This is a genomic window from Pseudomonas sp. A6 (assembly GCF_052367875.1).
Classification (GTDB): Bacteria; Pseudomonadota; Gammaproteobacteria; order Pseudomonadales; family Pseudomonadaceae; genus Pseudomonas; species Pseudomonas citronellolis.
This window is the reverse complement of the sequence record NZ_CP198970.1, coordinates 6,185,096-6,207,420: the sequence shown is the minus strand read 5'-3', so window position 1 is coordinate 6,207,420 and position 22,325 is coordinate 6,185,096. Positions and strand designations below refer to the sequence as shown.

General features: G+C 69.2%; 20 protein-coding genes and 1 riboswitch. Of the genes, 14 read left to right on the top strand and 6 right to left on the bottom strand.

Annotated elements, in window-relative coordinates; translation table 11 throughout:
- Positions 1 to 106: 106 nt before the first annotated feature.
- From ACTWJ5_RS27265 to ACTWJ5_RS27225, 9 genes are all read left to right on the top strand, one after another.
- Positions 107 to 841 carry a DUF2076 domain-containing protein gene (locus tag ACTWJ5_RS27265; RefSeq protein WP_444436914.1) on the top strand — a complete coding sequence of 245 codons (735 nt, stop codon included), beginning with the start codon at positions 107 to 109 and terminating at the stop codon, positions 839 to 841.
- A gap of 87 nt (positions 842 to 928) precedes the next feature.
- On the top strand, positions 929 to 1,405 hold the full coding sequence (locus tag ACTWJ5_RS27260) for a LabA-like NYN domain-containing protein (protein ID WP_058070349.1): 477 nt from the start codon (positions 929 to 931) through the stop codon (positions 1,403 to 1,405).
- A 45-nt stretch (positions 1,406 to 1,450) separates the two neighbouring features.
- On the top strand, positions 1,451 to 2,785 hold the full coding sequence (locus ACTWJ5_RS27255; protein WP_301500259.1) for a DEAD/DEAH box helicase: 1,335 nt from the start codon (positions 1,451 to 1,453) through the stop codon (positions 2,783 to 2,785).
- A 170-nt stretch (positions 2,786 to 2,955) separates the two neighbouring features.
- Positions 2,956 to 3,774, top strand: coding sequence for a helix-turn-helix transcriptional regulator (locus ACTWJ5_RS27250; protein WP_074982113.1), 819 nt, complete (start codon positions 2,956 to 2,958; stop codon positions 3,772 to 3,774).
- A 273-nt stretch (positions 3,775 to 4,047) separates the two neighbouring features.
- A complete protein-coding gene (locus ACTWJ5_RS27245) occupies positions 4,048 to 5,163 on the top strand; it encodes an ABC transporter ATP-binding protein (RefSeq protein WP_444436913.1) in 1,116 nt (371 codons plus the stop codon).
- 71 nt (positions 5,164 to 5,234) lie between these two features.
- A complete protein-coding gene (locus ACTWJ5_RS27240; RefSeq protein WP_253410121.1) occupies positions 5,235 to 6,377 on the top strand; it encodes an ABC transporter substrate-binding protein in 1,143 nt (380 codons plus the stop codon).
- A gap of 117 nt (positions 6,378 to 6,494) precedes the next feature.
- Positions 6,495 to 7,403, top strand: coding sequence for an ABC transporter permease (locus tag ACTWJ5_RS27235; protein ID WP_116426136.1), 909 nt, complete (start codon positions 6,495 to 6,497; stop codon positions 7,401 to 7,403).
- A gap of 1 nt (position 7,404) precedes the next feature.
- Positions 7,405 to 8,223, top strand: coding sequence for an ABC transporter permease (locus ACTWJ5_RS27230; protein ID WP_116426135.1), 819 nt, complete (start codon positions 7,405 to 7,407; stop codon positions 8,221 to 8,223).
- A 24-nt stretch (positions 8,224 to 8,247) separates the two neighbouring features.
- Positions 8,248 to 9,717 carry an aldehyde dehydrogenase family protein gene (locus ACTWJ5_RS27225; RefSeq protein ID WP_444436912.1) on the top strand — a complete coding sequence of 490 codons (1,470 nt, stop codon included), beginning with the start codon at positions 8,248 to 8,250 and terminating at the stop codon, positions 9,715 to 9,717.
- Positions 9,718 to 9,999: 282 nt separating this feature from the next.
- On the opposite strand, the gene ACTWJ5_RS27220 is transcribed toward ACTWJ5_RS27225, so the two are convergent.
- The 4 genes from ACTWJ5_RS27220 to ACTWJ5_RS27205 all read right to left on the bottom strand — a co-directional run bounded on the left by ACTWJ5_RS27220 (position 10,000) and on the right by ACTWJ5_RS27205 (position 13,748).
- The gene (locus ACTWJ5_RS27220) at positions 10,000 to 10,371 is read right to left on the bottom strand and encodes a VOC family protein (protein WP_253410125.1); all 372 of its coding nucleotides are present in this window, start codon (positions 10,369 to 10,371) and stop codon (positions 10,000 to 10,002) included.
- A gap of 80 nt (positions 10,372 to 10,451) precedes the next feature.
- Entirely contained in the window at positions 10,452 to 11,057 is a 606-nt protein-coding gene (locus tag ACTWJ5_RS27215; RefSeq protein WP_116426132.1) for a GNAT family N-acetyltransferase, read from the bottom strand.
- Between the two features lie 38 nt (positions 11,058 to 11,095).
- On the bottom strand, positions 11,096 to 12,271 hold the full coding sequence (locus tag ACTWJ5_RS27210) for a TIGR03862 family flavoprotein (protein WP_253410266.1): 1,176 nt from the start codon (positions 12,269 to 12,271) through the stop codon (positions 11,096 to 11,098).
- Positions 12,272 to 12,827: 556 nt separating this feature from the next.
- Positions 12,828 to 13,748, bottom strand: coding sequence for a histone deacetylase family protein (locus tag ACTWJ5_RS27205; protein WP_253410127.1), 921 nt, complete (start codon positions 13,746 to 13,748; stop codon positions 12,828 to 12,830).
- Between the two features lie 110 nt (positions 13,749 to 13,858).
- Between ACTWJ5_RS27205 and ACTWJ5_RS27200 the strand changes: the two genes are divergently transcribed.
- Genes ACTWJ5_RS27200 through ACTWJ5_RS27185 form a run of 4 tightly spaced genes read left to right on the top strand, consistent with a single transcriptional unit; the run spans position 13,859 to position 17,497 of the window.
- Positions 13,859 to 14,422, top strand: a complete 564-nt coding sequence (locus ACTWJ5_RS27200) for a GNAT family N-acetyltransferase (protein WP_444436911.1) — start codon at positions 13,859 to 13,861, stop codon at positions 14,420 to 14,422.
- Positions 14,419 to 16,035 (top strand): SagB/ThcOx family dehydrogenase, encoded by a 1,617-nt coding sequence (locus tag ACTWJ5_RS27195; RefSeq protein WP_444436910.1) that lies wholly within the window; start codon positions 14,419 to 14,421, stop codon positions 16,033 to 16,035. The genes ACTWJ5_RS27200 and ACTWJ5_RS27195 overlap by 4 nt, the downstream gene beginning before the upstream one ends.
- Positions 16,032 to 16,901, top strand: a complete 870-nt coding sequence (tesB, locus tag ACTWJ5_RS27190; RefSeq protein WP_074982143.1) for an acyl-CoA thioesterase II — start codon at positions 16,032 to 16,034, stop codon at positions 16,899 to 16,901. The genes ACTWJ5_RS27195 and tesB overlap by 4 nt, the downstream gene beginning before the upstream one ends.
- Positions 16,898 to 17,497: an HAD family hydrolase gene (locus ACTWJ5_RS27185; protein WP_253391489.1), complete on the top strand. Its 600-nt coding sequence runs from the start codon at positions 16,898 to 16,900 to the stop codon at positions 17,495 to 17,497. Before tesB ends, ACTWJ5_RS27185 begins: the two co-directional genes overlap by 4 nt.
- A 412-nt stretch (positions 17,498 to 17,909) precedes the next feature.
- On the opposite strand, the gene ACTWJ5_RS27180 is transcribed toward ACTWJ5_RS27185, so the two are convergent.
- Complete coding sequence (locus ACTWJ5_RS27180) at positions 17,910 to 19,046, bottom strand: IS481 family transposase (protein WP_444436909.1); 1,137 nt, start codon at positions 19,044 to 19,046, stop codon at positions 17,910 to 17,912.
- Between the two features lie 479 nt (positions 19,047 to 19,525).
- Entirely contained in the window at positions 19,526 to 21,391 is a 1,866-nt protein-coding gene (locus ACTWJ5_RS27175; RefSeq protein WP_074982148.1) for a TonB-dependent receptor domain-containing protein, read from the bottom strand.
- An 86-nt stretch (positions 21,392 to 21,477) separates the two neighbouring features.
- Positions 21,478 to 21,677: riboswitch (cobalamin riboswitch) on the bottom strand.
- A gap of 310 nt (positions 21,678 to 21,987) precedes the next feature.
- On the opposite strand from ACTWJ5_RS27175, the gene eutS reads away from it, so the two are divergent.
- Positions 21,988 to 22,323, top strand: coding sequence for an ethanolamine utilization microcompartment protein EutS (gene eutS, locus ACTWJ5_RS27170; RefSeq protein ID WP_009615694.1), 336 nt, complete (start codon positions 21,988 to 21,990; stop codon positions 22,321 to 22,323).
- Positions 22,324 to 22,325: the final 2 nt, after the last annotated feature.

Genomic DNA, 22,325 nt, shown 5'->3' with positions numbered 1-22,325 from the left:
CCGCCAGCGCGGATGAAGAAGTTTTCATCGACCGGAACTTGTTTTTTCGCCGGCCGATCCAATCTTGTGATGCGTTCCCTCCCCCGGTGCTCACTCGAGGCCCCAGATGAATTCCGAAGAGCAAACCCTGATCGATGGCCTGTTCACCCGCCTGCAGGAAGCCGAGCGGCAAACCGCGCCGCGCGACGCCCAGGCCGAGGCGCAGATCAACCAGCACCTCGTGCGCCAGCCGGCCGCGCCCTACTACATGGCGCAGGCGATGCTGATCCAGGAGGCGGCGATCAAGCGCCTGGACCAGCGCGTCAAGGAACTCGAAGCCCAGGTCGCCAGCCTGCAGCAGAACCGCCCCAGCAGCGGCGGCTTCCTCGCCGGCCTGTTCGGCGGCGGCCAGCGCGAAGCGGCGGCGCAACCCCAGCAAGCGCAACAGCGCCCGGATGGCTGGGGCCAGACGCGCTTCTCCCAGCCCGGCGCCAATGCCAACTACGCCAGCAACCCCAACGACTTCCGCCCCGCCGCGCCCCAGGCCGCGCCGGCACAGGGCGGCGGCTTCCTGCGCGGCGCCCTGCAGACGGCGGCAGGCGTGGCCGGCGGCATAGTGGTGGCGGACCTGCTGACCAACATGTTCCACCACTCGCAGCCGCAGGAAATCGTCGAGGTGATCCAGGAAGAAGTGCCGGCCGAGCATTTCGACCCGCAATCCTCCGGGCTGGACGACTCCAACCCGTCCTTCCCCGACGGTGATCGCTACGCCGACAACGGTTTCACCGACACCGGCTACGACGATGGCGGTTTCGCCGACGACTCCAGCTTCTTCGACGACGACGGCGACATGTTCAGCTGATCGATAGCCCCGCGCCGACGACGCGGGGCTGGCGGTGCGGCGGTGGGCTGCGATAATGCGCGTCCACCGCCTGATCCGGAGCCGCCGTTGAAAACCCTCGCCCTGTTCGCCGATGTGCAGAACCTCTACTACACGGTTCGCCAGGCCTACGGCTGCCATTTCAACTACGCCGCCCTGTGGAGCGAGTTGAGCCGCGAAGGCCGCATAGTCGAGGCCTACGCCTACGCCATCGACCGTGGCGACCCGCGCCAGCAGCAGTTCCAGCAGATCCTCCGCAACCTCGGTTTCGAGGTGAAGCTCAAGCCCTACATCCAGCGCAGCGACGGCTCGGCCAAGGGCGACTGGGACGTGGGCATCACCATCGACGTGCTCGACGCCGTGGCGCGGGTGGACGAGATAGTGCTGTGCTCCGGAGACGGCGACTTCGACCTGCTGCTGCAACGCGTCCGCGCCCAGGGCAAGACCGCCGCCGCCTATGGCGTGCCGGGCCTGACCGCGCAGGCGCTGATCCGCTCGGCGACGCGCTACGTGCCCATCGAGGGCGAGCTGCTGCTGCGCCACTAGCGGCTACAATGCCGGCCATTCCCCCTTCCGTTGCGTGAGTGCTCCATGACCTTCGCCGCCCTCGGCCTGATCGAACCCCTGCTGCGCGCCCTCGACGGCCTCGGCTACCAGAACCCGACCCCCGTGCAGGCCCAGGCCATCCCCGCCGTGCTCAAGGGTCGCGACCTGCTGGCCGCGGCGCAGACCGGCACCGGCAAGACCGCCGGCTTCGCCCTGCCGCTGCTGCAGAAGTTGCTGCAGGAGGGCCCGCAGGTGGCCGCCAACTCGGTGCGCGCCCTGGTGCTGGTGCCCACCCGCGAGCTGGCCGAGCAGGTGCACGACAGCTTCCGCGCCTATGGCCAGCACGTGCCGCTGCGCACGGCGGTGGCCTATGGTGGGGTGAGCATCAACCCGCAGATGATGAAGCTGCGCAAGGGCGTCGACGTGCTGGTGGCCACCCCCGGGCGGCTGCTCGACCTGTACCGGCAGAACGCCCTGAAATTCACCCAGCTGCAGGTGCTGGTGCTGGACGAGGCCGACCGCATGCTCGACCTGGGCTTCGCCCGCGAGCTGGAGGAGGTGTTCGCCGCGCTGCCGAAGCGGCGCCAGACCCTGCTGTTCTCCGCCACCTTCTCCGAGGCGATCCGCCAGATGGCCGGCGGCCTGCTGCACGACCCGCTGTCCATCGAGGTGGCGCCGCGCAACACCGCGGCGAAGACGGTGAAGCAGCAACTGATCACCGTGGACAAGAAGCGCAAGGCCGAGCTGTTCCTGCACCTGCTGCAGGCCCGCCGCTGGCGCCAGGCCCTGGTGTTCGCCAAGACGCGCAAGGGCGTCGACGAGCTGGTCGGCGTGCTCCAGGCCGAAGGCATCGCCGCCGACTCCATCCACGGCGACAAGCCGCAGCCGGCGCGCCTGCGCGCCCTGCAGCGGTTCAAGGACGGCGAGGTGGACTTCCTGGTGGCCACCGATGTCGCCGCCCGCGGTCTGGACATCGACCAGATGCCGCTGGTGGTCAACTTCGACCTGCCCATCGTCGCCGAGGACTACGTGCACCGCATCGGCCGCACCGGCCGCGCCGGCGCCAGCGGCCAGGCCCTGTCGCTGGTGTGCGCCGACGAAGTGCAGCAGTTGGCGGCCATCGAGACGCTGATCGGCCAGACCCTGCCGCGTAGCGAGGAAGAGGGCTTCGAGCCGGACCACCGGGTCCCGCAGACCGCGCCCGGCGGGCAGGTGCTGAAGAAGCCGAAGAAACCCAAGCAGCCCAAGGTGCCCGCGGCCAAGCCGGGCAATATCCACCTGGGCGACCTGCTGGCCGACAAGCCCCAGGTGAAGGCGGTGCGCAAGGCGCCGGGCTTCGCCAAGGCGCCGGCCGGCAAGGGCAAGCCGAAGGGCCGTTGAGGGCGAGCGCGGGGCAGGGCGCCTCGTGCTGGTGCGCCGGCCCCTCGGCCTTGCCGCTGCGGGCCACGGCTGGCGGGCTTTCAGGATACTGGCGCAAAACCTGCATTTCCGTGCGCAATTCTGAACGCCTATAGTGTGTGCACCGCGCACACAACAAGAACGACAGCCCTATGCGCCACAAGGAACTCAAAGCCTGGACCGCCGGGCTCGCCCAGCTGCTCCCGCTCGCTCCCGGACGCCCGCGCCTGCTCGGCCTCAGCCAGTGGCTGCAGCAGGCCTGCCCGGTGGACCACTTCGTGCTCTTCGTCTACGAAGGCAACCACCGCCCGCTGGACCTGTTCGACACCTTCCCGGCGGACGTGCGCCACGTCTACGTGCAGGACTACCAGGTCGGCCCCTACCTGCTCGACCCCTTCTACCTCGCCTGCACCCGCAACCAGGCGCCGGGCCTGTGGCGCCTGCGCCAGTTCGCCCCGGACCACTTCTACCTGGGCGAGTACTACCAGACCTACTACCAGCAGACCGGCCTGACCGAGGAGATCGCCTTCTTCGTCGACCTGGCCGGCGGCGCCAAGGCGGTGCTGTCGCTGATGCGCAAGACTTCGAGCCCGGCCTACAGCCGCGACGAGATGCAACTGCTGGACTGCGCCCGCCCGGCGGTGGAGCAGGTGGTGCGCGAAGCCTGGGAACTGCGCCGCGCCCAGCCGCGCCCGGCGCAGGACCTGGACTACAAGATCCGCGAGGCCTTCGACCAGTTCGGCGCGCAGTTGCTCACCGCGCGCGAGCAGGAGATCGTCCAGCTGCTGCTGCGCGGCCACTCCAGCGCCTCGGTGGCCGAGCAACTGGACATCAGCCCGGGCACGGTGAAGATCCACCGCAAGAACATCTACGCCAAGCTCGGCATCGGCAGCCAGTCGGAGCTGCTCGGCCTGTTCATCCGCGAGCTGGCCGGGCAGGACGACGCCGGCGACCTGCGCGCCACGGGCTGACCGCCGGCGCCATGCCCATGTAGGAGCGCGCCCTGCGCGCGAGATCGCGGGCAGGGCCCGCTCCTACAGGTCCATCGCTATCCGCCGTTGCCCATGGTCGCGCGGCCTGGGGCAAGGGCGTCTTTCGTAGGAGCGAGCTTGCTCGCGAACATCTCCGTGCCGATGCGGTAGGCCGTGCGCCCGGCGTCTATCCCCCGAGGGATATATACACCCCGAAAGCCCCGTTGCTAGCGTGGATGCCAACAAGAACAGCCACCGAAGGGGCGTGCGGCGATGGATTCCAGCCAGGCTTTCGACATCGAGTTCCGCAACGTGGTCAAGCGCTACGGCAGCGTGCCGGCGGTCAACGGCCTGAACTTCGGGGTCCGCCGCGGCGCCTTCCACTCCTTCCTCGGCAGCTCCGGCTGCGGCAAGACCACCACCCTGCGCATGATCGCCGGCTTCGAGCAGCCCAGCGAAGGCGAGGTGCTGCTGGCCGGCCAGGCGGTGGCCGGGGTGCCGGCGCACCGGCGCCCGGTGAACATGGTGTTCCAGCACTACGCGCTGTTCCCGCACCTGAGCGTGACCGAAAACATCGCCTACGGCCTGCGCTACCGCACCCCGCGCCCGGACCGCGCCGCGCAGCGGCGCATGGCCGACGAGGCGCTGGAGATGGTGCGCCTGTCCGGCTTCGGCGCGCGCAGGCCCCACGAGCTGTCCGGCGGCCAGCAGCAGCGCGTGGCCCTGGCCCGTGCCCTGGTCAACAAGCCCACCGTGTTGCTGCTCGACGAACCGCTGGCCGCGCTGGACCGCAAGCTGCGCAAGGAAATGCAGTCCGAGCTGCTGCGCCTGCAACGCGAGGTCGGCATCACCTTCGTGCTGGTCACCCACGACCAGGAAGAGGCGCTGTCGATGAGCGACAGCATCAGCATCATGAAGGACGGCCTGATCATCCAGACCGCCACCCCCGAAGCCCTCTACGAGACGCCGGCGAGCCGCTACGTGGCCGACTTCATCGGCGAATCCAACCTGTTCGGCGGCACCGTGCGCCGCGTCGACGGCGGCCGCGTGGTGCTCGCCACCGCCGCCGGCCTGGAGCTGAGCAGCCCGCAGACGCCCACCGGCCCGGCCCTGGCGGCGCAGAGCGAAGGCTGCATCGCGGTGCGCCCGGAGCTGGTCGGCATCGCCGCCGCCGGCGCCGAGCTGGCCCGCGAGGTGCGCCTGGGCGGCAGCGTGGAAGACCGCATCTACTTGGGCAACCTCACCGAATACCGAGTGCGCACCGAAGCCTTCGGCATCGTCTGCGTGCGCGTGCCGCGCCAGGGCGCCGAGGCCGGCGAAGCCTTCGAGCACGGCGCGCGGGTGCAGGTCGGCTGGAACCAGGCCAGCGGCCTGGCCATGGGCCTCTGAGCAGTGCGGCCGCGCCCGGCGTGGCCTTCGAAGAACCAACCATAACGACAGCAGACAGGCGGGGAGTGACGATGGACAAGAAGACTTTCATCAAAACCATGCGCAGCTGGGAAAACGGCTCCATCACCCGCCGCGAGTTCCTCGGCCGCACCGGCCTGGGCCTGGCGGCGGCGGTGGTGGCGGCGAACACCCCGGGCCTGCTGCTGGGCAAGGCCTACGCCGGCGAGAGCGGCAACCTCGGCGACCGCGTGACCCTGGCCACCTGGCCGAACTATCACAGCCAGGAGAACTTCGACGCCTTCGCCAAGGCCACCGGCGCGCGGGTGCAGATGAACGTGTTCGGCTCCAACGAGGAGATGCTCGCCAAGCTGCAGGCCGGCGGCAGCGGCTGGGACGTCTTCGTGCCGACCAACTACACCATCAGCACCTACGTGAAGCTGGGGCTGATCGAGCCGCTGGACCTCTCGCGCATCCCCAATTTCGACCCCCAGGCCTTCGAGCAGCGCTTCATGGCCCAGGGCACGGTGGACGGCAAGGTCTACGCGGTGCCGAAGAACTGGGGCACCACCGGCATTGTCTACGACGCCAGCCGGATCAAGGACAACCTCGATTCGTGGAAACAGTTCTGGGACCTGACGCTGACCAGCGCCTCGGGCCGCACCATCGTCCACGACTACCAGCTCACCGCCATCGGCAACGCCCTGAAGTACTACGGCTACAGCTTCAACTCGGTGGACGAGAAGGAGCTGGCCGAGGCCGAGAAGCTGCTGATCAAGGCCAAGCCGCACCTGTTCGCCATCAACTCCGACATCCAGCCCTCGCTGCGCAACGGCGACGCCTGGATGGCCATGGCCTGGACCGGCGACGCCTCGCAGCTGCACCGCGACAACCCGGACATGACCTTCGTGCTGGGCAAGGAAGGCGGCGAGATCTGGAGCGACTTCTTCGCCATCCCCAAGGGCGCCGAGCACCGCGACGCCGCCTACGCCTTCATCAACTACCTGCTCGACCCGCAGCACAACAAGCTGGAGGTCCTGGCCCACGGCTACCCCAGCGGCGACAAGCGGGTGGATGCGCTGCTGCCCAAGGAGATGCTCGACGACCCGATCATGTACCCAGCGGCCGAGCGCCTCTCGCCCCTGGAGTTCGGCGCCGCGGCGACCCTCACCAGCCCGGCGCGGGCCGAGCTGATGGCGCGCTTCAAGGCCGCCTGAGGACGGCCCTTCGTAGGAGCGAGCTTGCTCGCGAACCGCTTCGGCATGGCGATGTTCGCGAGCAGGCTCGCTCCTACAGGGGAGGGCCCATGCAACTCAATGCGTAGGGAATCGAACATGAACATCGCTGTCAGCGCCCCCCTGCAGGCCGCTGCGACGCCTGCGGCCGTCCCGGCGAGGAGCCTCGGCCGCCGCGTCACGCTGCTCCTGCTGCTGCCTTCCACCCTGTGGTTCCTTTTGCTGCTGTTGATGCCGCTGGTGATCATCCTGGTCTTCAGCTTCGGCGAGCGCAGCGCGGTGGGTGGCTACGGCGGCGGGCTGACGCTGGACAACTACCTCAACCTCGGCTCGCGCGCCCAGGCCTTCTGGAACACCCTGACCCTGGCGCCGCTGGGCACCCTGGCCTGCCTGCTGGCGGCCTACCCGCTGGCGTACTTCCTGGCGGTGAAGGTGCGGCGCAACAAGTCGCTGCTGCTGACCCTGGTGATAGTGCCGTTCTGGACCAGCTTCCTGATCCGCACCTACGCCTGGATCTTCATCCTCAGCGGCCGTGGCATCCCGGCGCTGCTGGAGAGCCTGGGGATCGCCGACGTGCGCCTGATCAACACGCCCTGGGCGGTGCTGATCGGCATCGTCTACGGCTACCTGCCGCTGATGGTGTTCCCCATCTACGTGAGCCTGGAGAAGCTCGACAAGCGCCTGCTGGAAGCCTCCGGCGACCTCGGCGCCAGCGCCTTCGAGACCTTCCGCCGGGTGACCCTGCCGCTGTCGGCGCCGGGCGTCATCACCGGGGTGATGCTGGTGTTCATCCTGCTCATGGGCGAGTTCCTGATCCCCGCCATCCTCGGCGGCGGCAAGGTGTTCTTCGTCGGCAACGCCCTGGTCGACCTGTTCCTGCAATCGCGCAACTGGCCGTTCGGCAGCGCGGTGGCCATGACCCTGGTGGCGATGATGCTGGCGATCATCGGCCTGTACCTGAAACTCGCGGCGCGCTATGGCGGCCCGCGCAACGACGGGGTGCTCTGACATGTGGCTGCGCGGCTATTCGACCTCGCTGTACCTGTTCCTCTACGCGCCCATCGCGCTGATCATGCTCTTCGCCTTCAACGCCGGGCGCAGCGCCCTGAGCTTCCAGTGCTGCTCGGTGCAGTGGTTCGGCCGCGCCTTCGGCAACCCCTTCATCATGGAGGCCCTGGGCAACAGCGCGCTGATCGCGTTGTGCTCGGCACTGATCGCCACCTTCTTCGGCACCCTGGCGGTGTTCGGCCTGCAGCGCGTGGGCCGGCGCGTGCGCCTGCTGTTCGACGCGCTGACCTACTGCGCGATCATCGTCCCGGGGATCGTCATCGGCATCGCCACGCTGATCGCCTTCATCACCCTGTTCGACGTGCTCAACCCGCTGCTGCTGGCGCTGGACATGGGCCTGCCGAAGCTGCGCATGGGCTTCCCCACCGTGGTGGCGGCGCACTCGCTGTTCACCATGGCGCTGGTGATGGTCATCGTGCGCACCCGCGTCGAGGCCATGGACAAGGCCCTGCTGGAAGCCTCCGCCGACCTCTACGCGCCGCCGCTGGAGACCTTCCGCCGGGTGACCCTGCCGCAGATCGCCCCGGCCATCCTCGCCGGCTTCCTGCTGGCGTTCACCTTCAGCTTCGACGATTTCATCATCGCCTTCTTCGTCGCCGGCTCCGAGACCACGCTGCCGATCTACATCTTCTCCTCGATCCGCCGTGGCATCACCCCGGAGATCAACGCCATTTCCACGGTGATCATCTGCGCCTCGCTGGCGCTGCTGTTCACCTCCCGCTACCTGCAGAACCGCCGCGCCGGCGTACAGGCCGCCTGAGGGCCGCATTCAAGGAGACGAGCGATGCGTGACCAGCTGTACATCAATGGGCAATGGGTGAGCCCGGACCTGGGCGGCACCTTCACCAGCTTCGACCCGGCCAGCGGCCGGCCGCTGCGCGAAGTGCCGGCGGCCACCGAGGAAGACGTCGACCACGCCGTGCGCGCGGCGCGCCAGGCGTTCAACCGCGGCTGGGGGCAGAGCCGCGGCAGCGAGCGCGCCGAGTGGCTGGAGGCCCTGGCCAACGAACTGGAGCGCAACCAGGCCGCCCTGGCCGAGCTGGAAGTGCGCGACAACGGCAAGCCGCTGCCCGAGGCGCAATGGGACGTGGCCGACGCCATCGGCTGCTTCCGCTACTACGCCGAGCTTGCGCGCGAGCTGGACGGCCGCCAGGACCAGGCGCTGGCGCTGCCCGACGAGCGCTTCCGCTGCCGCATCCGCCACGAGCCGGTGGGCGTGGCCGGGCAGATCATCCCCTGGAACTACCCGCTGCTGATGGCCGCCTGGAAGGTCGCCCCGGCCCTGGCCGCCGGCGCCACCTGCGTGCTCAAACCATCCGAGCTGACGCCGCTGAGCGCCCTGGAACTGGCCGCCGCGGCCGACGCCATCGGCCTGCCCGCCGGCGTGCTCAACGTGCTGCCGGGCCTGGGGGCCGACGCCGGGGGACCGCTGGCCCAGCACCCGGGAGTGGACAAGCTGGCCTTCACCGGCAGCGTGCCGACCGGGGCGAAGATCATGTCGACGGCAGCCCAGGACATCAAGAACGTCAGCCTGGAGCTGGGCGGCAAGTCGGCCTTCATCGTCTTCGACGACAGCGACGTGGAAGCGGCGGTGGAGTGGATCCTGTTCGGCATCTTCTGGAACCAGGGCCAGGTGTGCAGCGCCACTTCGCGCCTGCTGGTGCAGGAGGGCATAGCGCCAAGGCTGATCGAGCGCCTGGTGGAAGCTACCCGCGCCATCACCATCGGCAACGGCCTGCAGCCGGGCGTGCTGCTCGGCCCGCTGGTGAGCCAGGGGCAGTACGACAAGGTGCTCGGCTTCATCGAACAGGGCAAGGCCAGCGGCGCCCGCCTGCTCACCGGCGGCCGTCGCCCGGCGGGGCTGGACGAGGGCTGGTTCGTCGAGCCGGCCATCTTCGACGAGCCGGCGGAGAACGCCATCGTCTGGCGCGAGGAAATCTTCGGCCCGGTGCTCTGCGTGAAGCGCTTCAAGACCGAAGCCGAGGCCCTGCGCCTGGCCAACGACAGCCGCTTCGGCCTGGCGGGCGCGGTGATGTCTGGCGATCCGCAACGTGCTGCAAGGGTGGCCGATGGGTTGCGGGCGGGGATCGTGTGGGTCAACTGTTCGCAACCGACCTTCACCCAGGCGCCTTGGGGGGGCATGAAGCAGAGTGGGATCGGGCGGGAGTTGGGGGTGTGGGGGTTGGAGAATTATCTGGAGGTGAAGCAGGTGACGGAGTATGTGTCCGATCAAGCGTGGGGGTGGTACCTGTAGGAGCGAGCTTGCTCGCGAACGGAGCTTCCCGGCGATTCCGCTGCCTTGGCCTGGCTCCGCTCCCTCTCCCTAACCCTCTCCCTGAAGGGAGAGGGGACCGTTCGGTGTGTTCGGGTGTTCCAGAGTCAGCCGGCGGCCTCGGTGATTTCCGGTTGAAGCCAATCCCCCTCTCCCTTCAGGGAGAGGGCTGGGGAGAGGGGCTCTTGAGGAGGCGCACCGACCCCATCCGGCAGAACGCCAGTTCGCGAGCAAGCTCGCTCCTACGAAAAGCCATGCCCCTGCTCAATCAAGATTGTGGCCGATACGCCACAACACCCCGCTCGGATCATGCAGCGTGAAATCCCGCATCCGCCAAGCCCGGTTCTCCAGCTCCCCCAACTGCACCCCATAGCGCCCGGCGATATCGATCTCGCGCAGGCGCTGCCACCAGGCGTCGGCGTCCTCCACCAGCAGGTGCAGCATCAGGTTCTCGGCGAATTCCTTCACATAGAAGTTCTGCAGCAGGAAGGCGCAGTGGTCGCCGTGGTGGAAGTAGCTCAGCTCCTCCGAGCTCCACGGGTTGGCGAAGCCCAGGTCGCGGTAGAAGGCCTGGGACTGGGCGTAGTCGCGGGCCGGGACGAAGACTTTCAGTTCGACGCTGTTCAGCTTGCTCATGGCGCTTCCTTGTCGTGGCACTGGCCGGCACGGTGGGTTGCCGCCTCTGCCGGGCGGCTGGCGCGCAGTCTAGCGCAGGCTCAGAGGGCGCGCTGCATGTAGCGGTGGCTGGCCACGCCCGGCAGGTCGGAGTGGCGCTCGGCCTGCACCGTGAAGCCCTGGCGTTCATACAGCGCCTGGGCCCGCGGGTTGGCCACCGACACGTCGAGGGCGGCCATGGGCAGGCCGGCGCGGCGGCCGCGTTCGAGGAAGTGGTCGATCAACTGGCTGCCCAGGCCTTCGCCGCGCAGTTCCGGCGCCACGCCGAGGTGGGCGAGGTACAGCGTCCGTTTCGGCGGCGGGCAGATGATCCGCTCCAGTTGCAGGCCACGGCGGATCACCGCCGCCGCGCCCAGGCCGAAGAAGCCGAATATCTGCCGGCTGGCGGCGAGCAGGTAGCCGAGGTTGGCCTCGCCGCCGAAGACCGTGCCCACCGCCACCACCCGCCCATCCAGTTCGCCCACCGTGTGCTGGCGCCAGCCGAACTGGCCGCCGCCCTGGACGAAGGCGTGGCGCAGGAAGTCCTGGGCGCGGTTGCGGCCGGGGCGGGCGAAGGCGTAGTCGAAGGCATCGGGGCCGGAGCTGTAGATCAGCGGGACGGCGGCGTCGACGTCCTCGGGGCGGGCCGGGCGGAAGCTCAGGGGCATGGCGCGGACTCTGCTGGGGCGGAATCCGCAATCTAGCACTATGGTTCCAGCTTCAGCCAGCGCAAGGCGCCCAGGCCGGCGGCGCGGCCGCTGGCGAAGCAGGCGGTGAGCAGGTAGCCGCCGGTGGGCGCTTCCCAGTCGAGCATCTCGCCGGCGCAGAACACGCCGGGCAGGGCGTTGAGCATCAGCTGCTTATCCACAGCCTCGAAGGTGACCCCGCCGGCGCTGCTGATGGCTTCGTCCAGCGGGCGCGGGCGCACCACCGTCAGCGGCAGGGCCTTGATCAGCGCGGCCAGGCGCTGCGGCTCGGCGTAGTCGGCGGCTGTGGACAACTCGCGCAGCAGGCCGGCGCGCACGCCGTCCAGGCCCAGGCGGCCGCGCAGGTGGTTGGCCATGGACTTGGAGCCGCGCGGCTGGGCCAGGGCTTTCGCCACCTGCTCGATGCTGCGGTTGGGCAGCAGATCGAGCAGCACGGTGGCCGAGCCGTCGCGGGCGATGCGCTCGCGGATGCCGGCGGACAGCGCATAGACCAGGCTGCCCTCGATGCCGCCGGCGGTGACCACGAACTCGCCCTGGCGCGGCGCCTCGCCCTCCAGGCTCATGGCCACCGGCTTGACCGGCGCGCCGGCGAACTTGTCGCGGAAGAACTCGCTCCAGCCCGCCACCTCGAAGCCGCAGTTCGACGGCCGCAGGGGCGCGACCCCCACGCCGCGCGCCTGCAGCATCGGCACCCAGGCGCCGTCGGAGCCCAGGCGTTGCCAGCTGCCGCCGCCCAGGGCCAGCACGGTCACGTCGGCCTGCAGGGCCTGGTGCCCTTCGGGGCCGTCGATCAGCAGGCGGCCCTGCTCGTCCCAGCCCTGCCAGCGGCTGCGGGTGTGGATAACCACGCCGCTGTCGCGCAGGCGCTTGAGCCAGGCACGCAACAGGGGCGCAGCCTTCATGTCGGTGGGGAAGACGCGGCCGGAAGTGCCGACGAAGGTATTTATCCCCAGGCCATGGATCCACTCGCGCAGGGCCTGGCTGTCGAAATCCGCGAGCAGCGCGCCGATTTCCCCGCGGCGCTCGCCGTAGCGGCCGACGAAGGCCGCCTGATCTTCGGAGTGGGTGATGTTCATGCCACCCACGCCGGCCAGCAGGAACTTGCGCCCCACCGAGGGCATGGCGTCGTACAGCGCCACGCGCACGCCGGCGCCGGCCAGCACTTCGGCGGCCATCAGGCCGGCGGGGCCGCCGCCGATGACGATGGCGCTGGGGGAGGGCAGGGAGCTGTGCTCGGTCATGGGCTGGGCATGGTCGCTGGAAAGGGCGCGCATTCTAGCCTAGCCGCTGGCGGCCGGGGCTGGTCAATTCGCCGGCGGCCGTGCGGGGGCCCCGGCGCGTGGGCAAGTCACAGGTTTGTACCCAGGATATCCACAGGCGGCTCCACAGCTTCCGGGGACAAACCAGCGTGCCCGGCCGACTGTAGGAGCGAGCTTGCTCGCGAACCCCAACCCCGCCGCGGCACCGTTCGCGAGCAAGCTCGCTCCTACGAAAAGCGCGTTGGTCATGTTTTGTTCATCGGGCTGGAGATCCCGTGAATACTGGGCTGCAGCGAATGCCCCGCAGTTTTTCCACAGGAGGTTCCACAGCATCCGTGGAAAAGTCGCACCTTTTCCTTCGAACGCTGTCTGGTCATCTTTCGTACATCCGGCTGCGGCCCAGGCCCGGCGTGGGCCAGGGCAGACTCCCCGCAGCTTTTCCACAGGTTGCTCCACAGTTGCCGTGGACAACTCAGCCCAGGCCCAGGCGCTGCCAGACCCGCTGCGCGCTGTGGTGGAGAATGCCGTGGCGCCGCGCCAGGGCCGCGCGGTCCTTGTCGTAGCCGCCGCCGATCACCCCCAGCACCGGGATGTCGCGGGCCAGGCAGCGTTCGATCACGCGCTCGTCGCGGGCGGCCAGGCCGGCGTCGGTGAGGTTCAGGTAGCCCAGGGCGTCGTCCTTGTGCACGTCCACCCCGGCGTCGTAGAGCACCAGGTCCGGCTGGTACAGCGGCAGCAGGTAGTCCAGCGCCTCGTCCACCACCCGCAGGTAGTCGGCGTCGCCCATGTGCAGCGGCAGGGGGATGTCCCAGTCGCTGTGCGCCTTGCGCGCGGGGAAGTTCTTCTCGCAGTGCAGCGAGACGGTGATGGCGTCCGGCACCTGCTCCAGGATGCGCGCGGTGCCGTCGCCCTGGTGCACGTCGCAGTCGAAGATCAGCACGCGCCCGGCGCGGCCGCTTTCCAGCAGGTGCAGGGCGATCACCGCCAGGTCGTTGAAGATGCAGAAGCCCGAGGCGTGGTCATGGTGCGCGTGGTGGGTGCCGCCGGCCAGGTGGCAGGCCAGGCCGTGCTTGAGCGCCAGGTCGGCGCCCAGCAGCGAGCCGCCCACCGCGCGCACCGTGCGCCGGGCCAGGGCCTCGCTCCAGGGCAGGCCGAGGCGGCGCAGTTCCTCGCGGCTCATGTCGCCGCTGCAATAGCGCTCGATGTAGCCGCGGTCGTGGGCCAGGGCGAGGATGTCCGCCGGGCAGGGCTCGGGGCGCAGCAACGCCGCGTCGCTGGTCAGGCCGCTGTCCACCAGGTGTTCCTTGAGCAGGCGGAACTTCTCCATGGGGAAGCGGTGGCCGGCGGGGAAGGGCGGGCTGTAGTCGTCGTGGTAGACCAGGGGCAACGGCATGGGGCAGGGCTCGGGCGGTTCAGCGGCAAGGGTAAGCCGGCCCCGCGGCCGGGCGCCAGGGCCGCGCATGGGGCACAATAGGCAGCTGACGAACCTTGCCGAGGCGAACCATGCACCTGTCCAGCCTGAGCACTCCGCGCCTGCTGCTGCGCCCCTGGCGCGATGGCGACCTGGAGGCCTTCGCCGCCCTCAACGCCGACCCCGAGGTGATGCGCCACTTCCCCGCCTGCATGGGCCGCGAGGACAGCGACGCCCTGGCCGCGCGCATCCACGCGCACTTCGCCGAGCACGGCTTCGGCCAGTGGATAGTCGAGCGCCGCGACGACGGTGCCTTCCTCGGCGTGCTGGGCGTACAGCACGTGGGCTTCGAAGCCGCCTTCACCCCGGCGGTGGAGATCGGCTGGCGCCTGAACCGGGCGTTCTGGCGCCAGGGCTATGCGCTGGAGGCAGCGCGGGCGGTGCTGGAATACGCCTTCGCGCACCTGCGCCTGACCGAGGTGGTGGCCTTCACCGTGCCGGCCAACCTGCCGTCCCAGGACCTGATGCGGCGCCTGGGCATGCAGCGCGACGCGGCCGCCGACTTCGAGCACCCGCGCCTGCCCCAGGGCCACGCGCTGCGTCCGCATGTGCTGTTCCGCATCAGCCGCGAACAATGGCTGGAGGCGCAGACATGAGCGCCGCCGACGATGTGCGCGCCTACCACGCGCTGAGCTGCCACGCCCCGGAGCGCTTCGCCCCTGGGCCCGGCCAACTGGACTGGGCTACCCAGCCGGCGCCCTTCCGCCGCTATGCCGGGGCGCGGCCGATCGAATTGCTGCACCGCCCGCAGGAGGAGTCGCCGGGCTACGACGGCGTGTTCGCCGGTCCCCTCGGCGAGCCCGCGCCGCTGGGCCTGGAAAGCGTCTCGCAACTGCTCTACGACAGCCTGGCGATCTCCGCCTGGAAGGAAGCCGGCGGCAGCCGCTGGGCGCTGCGCGTCAACCCCTCCAGCGGCAACCTGCACCCCACCGAGGCCTACCTGCTGCTGCCGGCCGGGGCTGTGGACAAGTCCGCCGTGCTGGCGCACTACACCGCCGACGAACACCTGCTGGAAGTGCGCGCCGAGCTGCCGTCCGCCGTGGCGCAGCAGTTGCCCGGCGCCGGCCTGCTGCTGGCGCTGGCCAGCATTCCCTGGCGCGAGGCCTGGAAGTACGGCGAGCGCGCCTACCGCTACTGCCAGCACGATTTTGGCCATGCCCTGGCAGCCCTGGCCATCGCCGCGGCCATCCAGGGCTGGGAAGTGCGGCTGCTGCGCGCGGTGGACGAGCGCCACCTGGATGCCGCGTTCGGCCTTGACCGCGAGGGTTTCCACGAGCGCGAAGCGGTGGATGCGTTGCTGTGGATAGGTCCGCCCCAGGACAGCGAGCCCCGCGTACCCGATGCGCTGCTGCGGGGGCTGGCGGCGCTGGAGTTGCAGGGCGCTCCGAATCGCCTGTCGCGCAGCTACCGGCACTGGCCGGAGCTGGAGCGCGTCCACGCGCTGTGCCGTGCGCTGGCGCTGGCTCCTGCCGATTGGCGCCTGCCGCGTGCCGAGGCGACCACGGACAACCCCGGCCTGCCATTGCGCCCGATCCTCCACCGCCGGCGCAGCGCGCAGAGCCTGGACGGCCGCAGCGGCATCCACGCCGAGCTGCTGCTGGCCTGGTTGCGCCGGCTGCTGCCGGAAAACTCGCCGGTGCCCTTCGCCTGCTCGGGCGAGCCGCCGCGCCTCGACCTGCTGCTGTTCGTCCACCGCGTCCAGGGCCTGGCGCCGGGGCTCTACTGGCTGGGCCGCAGCGGCCGCGCGCCGGGTGGCTTGCGCGGGGACTTCCTGTGGCGCCGGGCGGATGCCGAACTACTGCTGTACCTGTTGCTGGAAGGTGACGCCCGCCAGCTCTCGGCCTTCCTCTCCTGCGGCCAGGACATCGCCAGCGACGGCTGCGTGGCCTTCGCCATGCTCGCCGACCTGGACGCCGCCCTGGCCGAAGGCCCCTGGACCTACCCGCGGCTGTACTGGGAGGCCGGGCAGATCGGCCAACTGCTCTACCTGGAGGCCGAGGCCGCCGGGCTCTCGGGCACCGGCATCGGCTGCTATTTCGACGAGGCGCTGCGGGAATTGCTCGGCGAAGGACCGGACCGCCCGGTCAGCCTCTATCATTTCACCGTCGGCCGCGCGGTATGGGACACTCGCCTGAGCAGTTCGCCCGCGTACCCCCAGCCGCGCCGCCCGCATCCCATTCGCAGTACCGATTCCGAGGAAACGTCATGACCCAGATCCTGGACAACCTGGTGGCTTTGCTGAGCCTGGAACCCATCGAGGAGAACCTGTTCCGGGGCATCAGCCAGGACCTCGGCTTCCGCCAGCTGTACGGCGGCCAGGTGCTCGGCCAGGCGCTGTCGGCGGCCAGCCAGACGGTGGAGCCGGCGCGCCACGTGCACTCCATGCACGGCTACTTCCTGCGCCCGGGCGACGCCAGCATGCCGGTGGTCTACCAGGTCGACCGCGTGCGCGACGGCGGCACCTTCAGCACCCGCCGCGTCACGGCGATCCAGAAGGGCCAGCCGATCTTCGCCCTGAGCACCTCCTTCCAGTACGACGAGGAGGGCTTCCAGCACCAGATCCCGATGCCCGATGTGGCCGGCCCGGAGAACCTGCCGACGGACCTGGAGCTCAAGCAGCGCAGCATCGCCCAGTTCCCCGAGCGCATCCGCGACAAGCTGCTGTACCCCAAGCCCATCGAGATCCGCCCGGTCACCCAGAACGACCCCTACGACCCGCAGGTCGGCGAGCCGATCAAGTACCTCTGGCTGCGCGCCGACGGCAAGCTGCCGGACGTGCCGGCGCTGCACAAGTACATCCTCGCCTACGCCTCGGACTTCGGCTTCCTCACCACCTCGCTGCTGCCCCACGGCCGCTCGGTGTGGCAGAAGGACATGCAGGTGGCCACCATCGACCACTCCGTGTGGTTCCACCGCGACCTGCGCGCGGACGAGTGGTTGCTGTACGCCATCGACAGCCCCTGGGCCGGCAACGGCCGCGGCTTCGTGCGCGGCAGCATCTTCAACCGCGACGGCCAGTTGGTGGCCTCGTCGACCCAGGAAGGCCTGATCCGCCGCCGCGAGGACTGGGCATGAAACCGGGCCTGATCCGCCACTGGGTGTTCGACATGGACGGCACCCTGACCCTGGCGGTGCACGACTTCCCGGCGATCAAGCGGGCCCTGGGCATTCCCCAGGAAGACGACATCCTCACCCACCTGGCGGCGCTGCCCGCGGCGGAGGCGGCGGCCAAGCATGCCTGGCTGCTGGAGCACGAACGCGAGCTGGCGCTGGCCTCCACCGCCGCGCCCGGCGCGGTGGACCTGGTGCGCGCGCTGCATGAAGCCGGCTACCGCCTCGGCATCCTCACCCGCAACGCCCATGAGCTGGCGCTGGTGACCCTGCAGGCCATCGGCCTGGGCGACTGCTTCGCCAGCGGCGACATCCTCGGCCGCGGCGAAGCCCGGCCCAAGCCCAACCCGGACGGCCTGCTGCACCTGGCCGAGCGCTGGGGCGTGCAGCCGAGGGAGATGCTGATGGTCGGCGACTACCGCTTCGACCTGGAATGCGGCCGCGCGGCGGGCAGCTACACGGCGCTGGTCAACCTGGCGGAAAACCCCTGGCCGGAACTGAGCGACTGGCACGCCGCGGATTGCGCAGCGCTGGGGCGCTTGGCCGGGGTGTTGGCGTAGGGCGTATAACGCTCCGCGTTATACGCCGTTTAACGGCGATCCCCCGCGGCGCCAAGGGCCTGGGCGTCGTCCGCCCTGCCGGCGGAATCGCGGATGAATCCGCTCCTACGGGTGAGAATGCCATGCCTCACGGCAACCTGTAGGAGCGGGCCCTGCCCGCGATTTCGCGCGCAGGGCGCGCTCCTACATTGGAATGGCGTGGGTGGGGTTGCGTAGGAGCGGATTCATCCGCGAAACGCGCCGGTGGTTCCGGCTATCGCGGACAAGGTCCGCTCGAAGTGCGGAGAAACGCCGTCGTAGGATGGGTCGAGCGAAGCGATACCCATCACCACGGCAGCATGGGTTTCGCAGGTGTTCTGCCGGGACACATAGGTAACGCCTGTCGGGACACATGGGTAACGGTTTCCCATGGTCACTCCGGCTGCCTGAGGTCGACCTGCCGGACCGTTTTGTTGATGAAAATGATGTCGAGTACGCCATCCTCCTTGGCGGGGCGGATGGCGACTCGCTCACCCGCCAGACCTTCGCTGACGAATACCATTCGGCCATCGAGGCGAATCTGGCCCTTGGTATGTACCGTCAGCACCCGCTCTCCGGGCTCGTACTCCACTTCCAGCAACTTTTCCGGGTATGGCCTGGGGCTGCTCCGGTAACGCGTCAAGGGCGGCTTCTGGCCCAGCGCCTGATGCGGACGTTGCTGATTGTACTGTTCCAGCCAGCGGTCCATACCCGCCTGGCATTGCTCCAGGGTGCGGAAGTGCGCGTCGTGCAGCAGCTCGCGCTTGAGCGTCTGATGGAAGCGTTCGAGCTTGCCTTGGGTCTGCGGATGGTGAGGCCGGCTGTGTCCGACCTTGATGCCCAAGCGCATCAACCAGACTTCCAGAGCCGAGAGGCCGCCGCGACGGGTTGAGCCCCAGGGTGGGCCGTTGTCGCTGGTAATGCGCCGGGGCAGGCCATAGCGCCGGAATACCCTGATCAGTTGTTGGCGGACCGTTTCACGCCGCTCGTCAGCACAGGCCGCCAGGCACAGGGCAAAGCGTGAGTGGTCATCGAGCAGCGTCAATGGATGGCAATGCTGGCGCTGGCCGAACAGCGCAAAGTGCCCCTTGAAGTCCATCTGCCAGAGGTCGTTTGGCGCCTCGTGCTCGAAGCGCGATGTCGCGGCAGGGCCGGCGTCGGCCCCATAACGCAACGGCCGGCCATGCCGGCGCAGAATCGCATCGAGCGTGCTGTGATGCGGACGTGCAGACTCGTCACCCGACATCAGGCTGCGCAGTTTGCGGCCGCCCCAGGCGGGATAGGCCTCATGCAAGGCCAGGACAGCGTGCTCCAGGTCCTCGCTGCTACGGCGGGGGCAACTCAAGGGACGCCGGGACTTATCCAGCAATCCCGGTTCGCCTTGCTCTTGGTAGCGTCGAAGCCACTTGTAGGCTGTTTTCGGACTGATCTCGAAGCGCCGGCACAGCTCCCGCACGTTGGCATCAGGCTGTTCTGCCAGGAGATCGAACTCATATCGACTGGACACAGGTGTGCACTCCTTCCACGGCATCGCTCGATCTCCCGATACGGCAATTCCGTGATCCTAAATGCGTTACCTATGTCTCCCGACACCTGTTACCCATGTCTCCCGGCAGAACACAGGCTCAACCCATCCTACGAAGAGCGCCTCGGCGCGGTCAGCAAGACAGTTGTCCCAACGGGGACATGCCGTGCAGGGGCAACGGCGTATAACCGCGAACGGTTATACGCCCTACGACTGGCGCGGGAATGACGTCGGTAAACACGGCGTTCACCCCGTCATCCCCGCGAACGCGGGAACCCAATGGATACTTGCTCCTACTGGGCCGTGACGAGGTGCTTTTCGTAGGAGCGAGCTTGCTCGCGAATGGTGTTTACCGGCAGCAACTGTGTTCCGGGTTGGCGCCGTCCCCTCTCCCCAACCCTCTCCCTGTGTAAGGGAGAGGGGGCTGTCCGGCGTGAACGGGACGTTCGGCGTCAACCTGTAGGAGCGGGCCCTGCCCGCGATGGCTACAGCTCCGGCGTCCAGGTCAACGCCAGCAGTGCGGTGCGCCCGGCTTCCTTGTAGTGAACGGTCTCGCTGGGGAAGCCCATGGGATCGGTCGGGCGCTGGTAGCTGGCGCGGGCGTAGTCGCGGTCCAGCAGGTTCTGCAGCTTCAGGTCCCAGCGCAGGGTTTCGCTGAACTGCCAGCTGCCGCGCAGGTCGAGCACGCCGTAGCCGCCCAGGCGGTCCTGGTTGGCCGCGTCGGCGTAGCTGTTGCTCAGCGCGCGCCAGGTGCCGCCGACGCCGAAGGCGCCGAACTGGCGGTCCAGGTCCAGGCTCAGGGTGCGCCGGGCGCGGCGCGGCAGGGTGTGGCCGGTGTCGCGGTCGCGCGGGTCGATGATGCTCAGGCCGAGGTTGGCCTGCCAGCCGAGGACCTCGCGGGCCAGGCTGGCCTCGAAGCCGTCGATGCGCGCCTTGGCGATGTTCTGCGGCATGTTGCTGGCGCTGTCCCAGGCGATCAGGTCGTCCACCTCGGTGCGGTACAGCGCGGCCTCCAGATGCGTGCCGGCGAAGTCGCCGCGCCATTGCAGCTCGTAGGTCTTCGAGGTCTCGGCCTTCAGGTCCGGGTTGCTGGCGCCGGGGTAGTAGAGGTCGCTGAAGGTCGGCGCGCGGAAGCCCTCGCCGTAGCTGGCGATCCAGCTCTGGTTGTCACCCACCGGCAGGGTGACGGCGGCGTTCCAGCTGTTCTGCGAACCGTAGCGCTCGTTGTCGTCGTGGCGCAGGCCCAGCTCGGTGGAGAAGGCCTCGCCCTTGAAGCTGTGCTGGGCGAAGAAGGCGTGGTTGGTGCGGCTGTCCTCGGCGAAGGCGGTGCTGCCGTCGACCTTGTCCTCGTACCAGTCCGCGCCCAGGGCGAGCTGGTTGCGCGCGTCCAGCTGCAGGCGGTTGAGCCAGCTGGCGGAGTGCCGGGTGGTTTCCAGGGTGCCGTTGTTCCACACCTCGGCGGCGCCGACGGCCTTGTTGCGGTCGAAGCTGCGGCCCAGCTCCACGCGGCTGTTCCACATCGAGGTCAGTTGGCCTTCGAGGTAGCCGCTGTAGCTGCTGACGCGGAATTCGTCGTGGGGCTCGGCGGGGGCGTAGCTGTAGGCGTCGTCGTATTCGCTGTCGCCGCGCTGGTCGTTGAGGCTGAAGCCGGCCTTCCAGTCGTCGTTCAGGCGGTGGTCCAGGTTCAGGTGCACGGCCTTGTTGCGCTGGCCGTCGTGGTCGCTGTCGGCGCCGACGTTGTCGCGGGTGTAGTCGTAGCCGCGGCTCTCGTCGAGGCTGGCGCCGAGGTCGAAGCGGGTGCGCTCGTCGCCGCCGGCGAGCGAGGCGCTGCGCTGGAAGGTGCCGTTGCTGCCGGCGGCCAGGCGCACTTGCGGGTGCAGGCCGGCTTCGCCGCGGCGGGTGAAGATCTGGATCACCCCGCCGATGGCGTCGGCGCCGTACAGCGCCGAGCGCGGGCCGCGGGTCACTTCCACGCGCTCGATGTTGTCGATGCTCAGGTAGTCCAGGCGGGCGATGCCGCTGCTCGCCGAGGCGATGCGCTGGCCGTCCACCAGCACCAGGGTCTGGCCGGGGTTGGTGCCGCGCAGGAAGTAGCTGGTCAGGCCGCCGGCGTTGCTCAACTGCGCGCCGGGTACGCGCTGCAGCAGCTCGGGCACGCTGCGCGCCTGCAGGCGCTCGATGTCGTCGCGGGTGAAGACGGTGTTGGCCGAGGTGGCCTGGCCGCGGGGTTCGGCCTGGCGCGCCGAGGTGATGACCATCGACGGCAACTGGTAGGCCTGTTCGGCATCGTCGCCGGCGAAGGCCGCCGCGGGCAACACGGCGACGGCCAGGGCAAGACGGGAAAGTTTCATCGCTGGGGTTCCTCAAAAGTGGACTTTCGAGGAGGGCTGGCAAGGGCGGGAGTGGCCGCGCTTGAAGGTGCGGCCCTCCGCAACACCTGTCATGCGTGTCGAGGGCGGTCTCCGGGCTGCCGACTCGCACGCTCCCGGCCTTCCCATGCGTGGCGCACAGTGGCGGGTTGGAGCGCGGCAGGCGCAAGGCCTGCGGTCGGTTACCGTTGCGGGGGCAGCGCAGGTCTTCCACCTGCTTCCCGTTACCTCGAACGAAAACGTGCGCACCTTACGAACAACGCGACGGCCGGGCAAGTCGGGCCGACGCGGAACCTGTCCGTCAGACGCCCCTTTCCTCTGCGGCCCGTCACGTCCATGGCGGCGCCCCGCCTGTGCCCGGAGGCTTTCCGGCGGCTGCGACAAAGTCACTCAGCACGGTGCGAACCGCGGCCGGAAAGCTCCGGCCAGCAGTCGCCAATGCGGCGCCGTGCGGGCGTTCCAGCCGGTTTTTGTAGGAGTTTTCTGGTCTTTCGGGGCGGCGGAAAACTTTGCCGGATTTTGATAGGGCCGCCGTCCGGGCACTTGTTAGCTTCCTAAGCAGTAGAGGAGGGGAGCACGTGTCCAAAGAGCGCATCATCCAGGAATTCGTCCCGGGCAAGCAGGTGACCCTGGCGCACCTGATCGCGCATCCCCAGGAGGAGCTGTCGAGCAAGATCGGCGTTCCCGGGGCCCAGGCCATCGGCATCATGACCCTCACCCCGGGCGAGACCGCGATGATCGCCGGCGACTTCGCCACCAAGGCCGCCGACGTGCGCATCGGCTTCCTCGACCGCTTCAGCGGCGCGCTGGTGTTGCACGGCAGCGTCGGCGCGGTGGAGGAGGCGCTGGCGCAGACCTGCGCCGCCCTCGGCCGGCTGCTGGACTACAGCGTCTGCCCGGTGACCAGGAGCTGACC

Bases quoted from the DNA above. Each gene is read 5' to 3' on its own strand.
- ACTWJ5_RS27265 (WP_444436914.1), top strand. From the start codon at position 107: ATGAATTCCGAAGAGCAAACCCTGATCGATGGCCTGTTCACCCGCCTG.
- ACTWJ5_RS27255 (WP_301500259.1), top strand. From the start codon at position 1,451: ATGACCTTCGCCGCCCTCGGCCTGATCGAACCCCTGCTGCGCGCCCTC.
- ACTWJ5_RS27250 (WP_074982113.1), top strand. From the start codon at position 2,956: ATGCGCCACAAGGAACTCAAAGCCTGGACCGCCGGGCTCGCCCAGCTG.
- ACTWJ5_RS27245 (WP_444436913.1), top strand. From the start codon at position 4,048: ATGGATTCCAGCCAGGCTTTCGACATCGAGTTCCGCAACGTGGTCAAG.
- ACTWJ5_RS27240 (WP_253410121.1), top strand. From the start codon at position 5,235: ATGGACAAGAAGACTTTCATCAAAACCATGCGCAGCTGGGAAAACGGC.
- ACTWJ5_RS27235 (WP_116426136.1), top strand. From the start codon at position 6,495: ATGAACATCGCTGTCAGCGCCCCCCTGCAGGCCGCTGCGACGCCTGCG.
- ACTWJ5_RS27230 (WP_116426135.1), top strand. From the start codon at position 7,405: ATGTGGCTGCGCGGCTATTCGACCTCGCTGTACCTGTTCCTCTACGCG.
- ACTWJ5_RS27225 (WP_444436912.1), top strand. From the start codon at position 8,248: ATGCGTGACCAGCTGTACATCAATGGGCAATGGGTGAGCCCGGACCTG.
- ACTWJ5_RS27220 (WP_253410125.1), bottom strand. From the start codon at position 10,371: ATGAGCAAGCTGAACAGCGTCGAACTGAAAGTCTTCGTCCCGGCCCGC.
- ACTWJ5_RS27215 (WP_116426132.1), bottom strand. From the start codon at position 11,057: ATGCCCCTGAGCTTCCGCCCGGCCCGCCCCGAGGACGTCGACGCCGCC.
- ACTWJ5_RS27210 (WP_253410266.1), bottom strand. From the start codon at position 12,271: ATGGCCGCCGAAGTGCTGGCCGGCGCCGGCGTGCGCGTGGCGCTGTAC.
- ACTWJ5_RS27205 (WP_253410127.1), bottom strand. From the start codon at position 13,748: ATGCCGTTGCCCCTGGTCTACCACGACGACTACAGCCCGCCCTTCCCC.
- ACTWJ5_RS27200 (WP_444436911.1), top strand. From the start codon at position 13,859: ATGCACCTGTCCAGCCTGAGCACTCCGCGCCTGCTGCTGCGCCCCTGG.
- ACTWJ5_RS27195 (WP_444436910.1), top strand. From the start codon at position 14,419: ATGAGCGCCGCCGACGATGTGCGCGCCTACCACGCGCTGAGCTGCCAC.
- tesB (WP_074982143.1), top strand. From the start codon at position 16,032: ATGACCCAGATCCTGGACAACCTGGTGGCTTTGCTGAGCCTGGAACCC.
- ACTWJ5_RS27185 (WP_253391489.1), top strand. From the start codon at position 16,898: ATGAAACCGGGCCTGATCCGCCACTGGGTGTTCGACATGGACGGCACC.
- ACTWJ5_RS27180 (WP_444436909.1), bottom strand. From the start codon at position 19,046: ATGCCGTGGAAGGAGTGCACACCTGTGTCCAGTCGATATGAGTTCGAT.
- ACTWJ5_RS27175 (WP_074982148.1), bottom strand. From the start codon at position 21,391: ATGAAACTTTCCCGTCTTGCCCTGGCCGTCGCCGTGTTGCCCGCGGCG.